Below are 3,841 nucleotides of genomic sequence, written 5' to 3'. Positions count from 1 at the left end.
CGGTGAGAAGTCTTCTGGGGGCGGCCACGAGCATGGCCCGGATCTGTTCGTCGGTGACGCCGCGTTGGCGAAGCTGTGGAAGGAAGGAACGCCACAGATAGTCGTAACCTCTTCCGCCGTTGGCGTGCAGCTGGGATTGGCGGCAGGTGTCGGTGGAGAGGACGATTTGTTCCTGATATCCGCGTTGGACCAGGCGTGCGATTCGATCGGCCCGCACGTCGTCGGGCACCAGGTCGGTCCATCCGATCATGTCGAAGGCGCAGAACGCGCCGCGGTCGAGGATGCCGGTGTAGTAGGCCATGTCCTGTTCGGGCTCCTGCCGCCACTCGGCGTCGCAGTGTCCGATGCAGACGCGGGCGGGGTCGGCTCCGGATCGCTCGAGGAGTCGGAGTTGGGCGTGTCCGCCGCGTCCGAGGGAGGCGTGTGTGATGACGCCGACGCCGGTCGTGCGCTGGGCTTTGGCGGCGGCCTGGAAGAGGACGGTTTCGGCGTCGGTGAGGCGATAGTCGCGTGGGTCGCCGGCGGGCGGCGCGTTGTGGCTGGCGAGTTCGCCGATGACGCCGGCCCGGACGCCGTCGCAGCCGTCCTGGATGTGGCGGACGAAGTAGTCGGCCAGACGGTCGGCCCTGGTGGGATCGTCCGGGCAGGAGCGGAACCAGGGTGGGTAGGTGGATTCGGTGTAGAAGGCGATACCGGAGACGACGTGGACGCCGGAGGCCCGGCTGATGTCTCGCAGTCGCGCGGGATCGCGTCCGATCCCTTCCGGCGTCGCCTCGATGATCGTCCGGCCTCCCGCGTCGAGGAAGTAGCGGAGTTCTTCGACGGCTCGGGGCACGTCGGTCAGGACGTTGTCCTGGCGGCCGGAGTGCGCGGAGATGTCGCAGTAGAGGTGCTCGTGGGCGAGGGTCGGTCCCAGGAGGTCCGGATCGAGCGGGCCGGTGACCGTCATCGCGAAGGTTCGTCGTCTGTCGCGGGTTGTGCGATCCGCCCTCATCGTATTCTCTCGGCCGACGTTGTGACGATCCGTTCGGCGTTGCGACGGGCCAAGGCACGGGCTGCCGTCCTGACCCACTGGAGATGAGGATAAAGGCGGAAATCCTGGAAAACGAGAACTTTCCGGTGGTGAACGGCGTCCTTACCGATAGTACAGGTAGCAAGGAGTAAGGCATGGGCAGGTTTTGGGCAGTGTTTGCGGCGTTGACGATTCTGTTTTCGGGCACGGTTCTGGGGCAGGCGTCGACTGGGCTGAGCAATCCGGATTTCGAGGAGGGGAAGCCGGGGCAGGTTCCGGCTGGGTGGTTTGTTCCGCCGATGCTCGAGGAGCAGGGCTATCGGGTGGAAGTGGCGGCTGAGGAGGCGGTTTCGGGCGAGCAGTGCGCACGGATGTGGTATGCGGGCGCCGGTCCGGCCACGGGGTTCGGCAATGTGATACAGACCTTCCGGGCGGATGGGTATCGCGGCAAGCGGGTCCGTTTTCGGGCGGCGGTGCGTATGGACGGGGCTGGAGCGGGTCGTGGGCAGCTCTGGCTGCGGGTTGATCGCGAGGGGAACCGGAGGGGATTTTTCGAGAACATGGGCGACCGGCCGATTACGTCGGATGCCTGGGAGCACTACGAGATCATGGGTGAGGTCGAGCCGGACGCGGAGTGGATCAACATCGGCTGCATGCTGGTCGGGACGGGTCAGGTGTGGATCGACGACGTTTCGTTCGAGGTCGTTGGGGCGGTGGTCAGGGACTTTCAGGCGTCGCGACCGATTGAAGGGCGCGGGCTGGAGAATCTGGCGGCGCTTTCGCGGCTGGCGGGATACGTGCGGCATTTCCATCCGAGCGATCAGGCGGCGGCAGCGGACTGGGATCGGCTCACCATTTCGGCTGTGCGGTACGTGGAAGATGCGCGGAGCGCGGGCGAGCTGGCTGATCGTCTGACGGACATCTTCGCCGCGATCGCTCCGACGGTTCGCGTGTTTGAGACGGGCGGGGCGGCGGCGACGTCGCCTTTTTCGCCACGAGCCGTTTCGGGCTTGCAGGTGGCGCGGTGGGAGCACTATGGGTTTGGAAGCCCGGGTTCGCATTCGATCTACTCGAGCACGCGGGTTTATCATCCATCGGCGGAGGAGGCCGCCGCTGTGTGGTCGTCGGAGCTTGGCGGCGGCGTATCGTGCCACGTGCCGCTGGCGGTGTACGCCGATGAGCAGGGCACGCTGCCGCGGGTTGCGGGGCCGACGAGCCGTCCGGCGTGGATGGTGTCGGAGGATTTCCGGATAAGCGGGCAGGACCGTTCGACGCGTCTGGCGGCGGTGATTTTGGGGTGGAACGTCCTTGAGCACTCGTATCCGTACTTCGAGGTGGTTGGAACGGACTGGCAGGCGGTGTTGCCGGAGGCGCTGGCGTCGGCTGCCAACGACGGCGATGAGCAGGCGTTCTGTGAGACGCTTCGGCGGATGGTGGCGAAGCTTCGGGACGGGCACGGCGGGGTGATCTTTTCCCGTTACGGGTCGGTGTTCGTTCCTCCGGTGGAGTTGGGATGGGTTGAGGATCGGATCGTGGTCTCGCGGGTGGACGCGGCCGAGGTCAGGGCGCTACGGCCTGGCGACGTGGTGGAGGCGGTGGACGGCGTGAAGGCGGAGGAGCTTCTGGGTCAGAAGGAGGAGCTTGTCAGCGCGGCCACGGACGCGGCGCGGAGGCGGCTGGCGGCATGGGAGTTGCTATCGGGCCTGCGGGATTCACCGGTCGAGGTCCGGGTGCGTCGGGGAAGCGGCGAAGCGATCGTCGAGAGTCTGAAGCGAAGCGTGACGGCGCAGTGGTTGTGGCATGATCCGCGCCGTCCGGGCCAGATGGCTGAGGTTCGGCCCGGAGTCTACTATCTGGACATTAACACGCTGACGGGCGAGCAGTTCAATCAGGCGTTGGCCAGGCTGGAGAAGGCGAAGGGGATCGTGATCGACTTTCGCGGTTATCCGCAGATCGACACGTCGATCATCTCGCACCTGATCGACGGTCCGGTCACCTGCGCGCAGTGGCACGTTCCGGCCATTTCAAAGCCGGACCGGACGGATATGGGTTTCCAGTTTTCAAACTGGCCGGTCGCGCCGATCGGTCCGAAGCTGACGGCGAAGGTCGCGTTCATCACGGACAGCCGGGCGATCAGCTACGCTGAGACGTATCTTGGGATGGTGGAGCACTACCGGCTGGGCGAGATCGTCGGCGAGCCGACGGCGGGCACGAACGGCAACGTGAACGTGATCGATCTGCCGGGCGGGTATCGGATCACGTTTACGGGCATGAAGGTTCTCAAGCAGGATGGATCGCGGCATCACGGCGTGGGCATTCGACCGACCGTGCCGGTCGGCCGGACGGTAGAGGGCGTTCGCGACGGGCGCGACGAGCTGCTTGAGAAGGCGGTCGCGGTGGTCGAGGGTCAGTAGCGACTCGCGGAGTTGGACAGCCGCGACGGCCGACCCTCGCACCGAACGGCTGGCGATACGGTCTTTCGTCATGGAAGACCTGAAGGCGGCGCACCGGATCGTTGATTCGAGATGCTCGTTCAAGGGGTCAGTCGGACGACGTAGTCGGTAATCGGTTTGTCGTCGGCGTCGAGGAATCGCAGGAACAGATCGTGGCCGGCGATGTCGTTGTGGACCTTGACGAGGAGGCGATGGCGGCCTTTGGTCAGTTTGACCGGGTGTTTTTCCTGGTCGACGGCCGCGCCGCGGAAGACGACCAGGTCGGCCACGAGTTGGTCGTCGATCCATATTTTGTAGCCGTCGTCGCTGCCGACGGCGAGGGAGGCGTCGAGGTCGTGTGGGACGTCGAGGTAGGCGCAGGCGTATCCGAAGCACT

At 65.6% G+C, this 3,841-nt stretch carries 3 protein-coding genes; 1 reads left to right on the top strand and 2 read right to left on the bottom strand.

Going from position 1 to position 3,841, the window contains the following annotated elements:
• A partial coding sequence (locus GXY33_17800; protein ID NLX06995.1) for a hypothetical protein occupies nt 1-949 on the bottom strand: 949 nt, incomplete at its 3' end.
• Between the two features lie 218 nt (nt 950-1,167).
• On the opposite strand from GXY33_17800, the gene GXY33_17795 reads away from it, so the two are divergent.
• The gene (locus GXY33_17795; protein ID NLX06994.1) at nt 1,168-3,426 is read left to right on the top strand and encodes a hypothetical protein; all 2,259 of its coding nucleotides are present in this window, start codon (nt 1,168-1,170) and stop codon (nt 3,424-3,426) included.
• 119 nt (nt 3,427-3,545) lie between these two features.
• Here the strand turns inward: GXY33_17795 and GXY33_17790 are convergent.
• Nucleotides 3,546-3,841 (bottom strand): hypothetical protein (locus GXY33_17790; protein ID NLX06993.1); only part of this gene is annotated, 296 nt, incomplete at its 5' end.

This window comes from Phycisphaerae bacterium (assembly GCA_012729815.1).
Taxonomy (GTDB): domain Bacteria; phylum Planctomycetota; class Phycisphaerae; order JAAYCJ01; family JAAYCJ01; genus JAAYCJ01.
This window is presented reverse-complemented; position numbering and strand designations above follow the sequence as displayed.

What these genes read in the sequence shown, in the direction of transcription:
- GXY33_17795 (NLX06994.1), top strand. Translation starts at nt 1,168, where the DNA reads ATGGGCAGGTTTTGGGCAGTGTTTGCGGCGTTGACGATTCTGTTTTCG.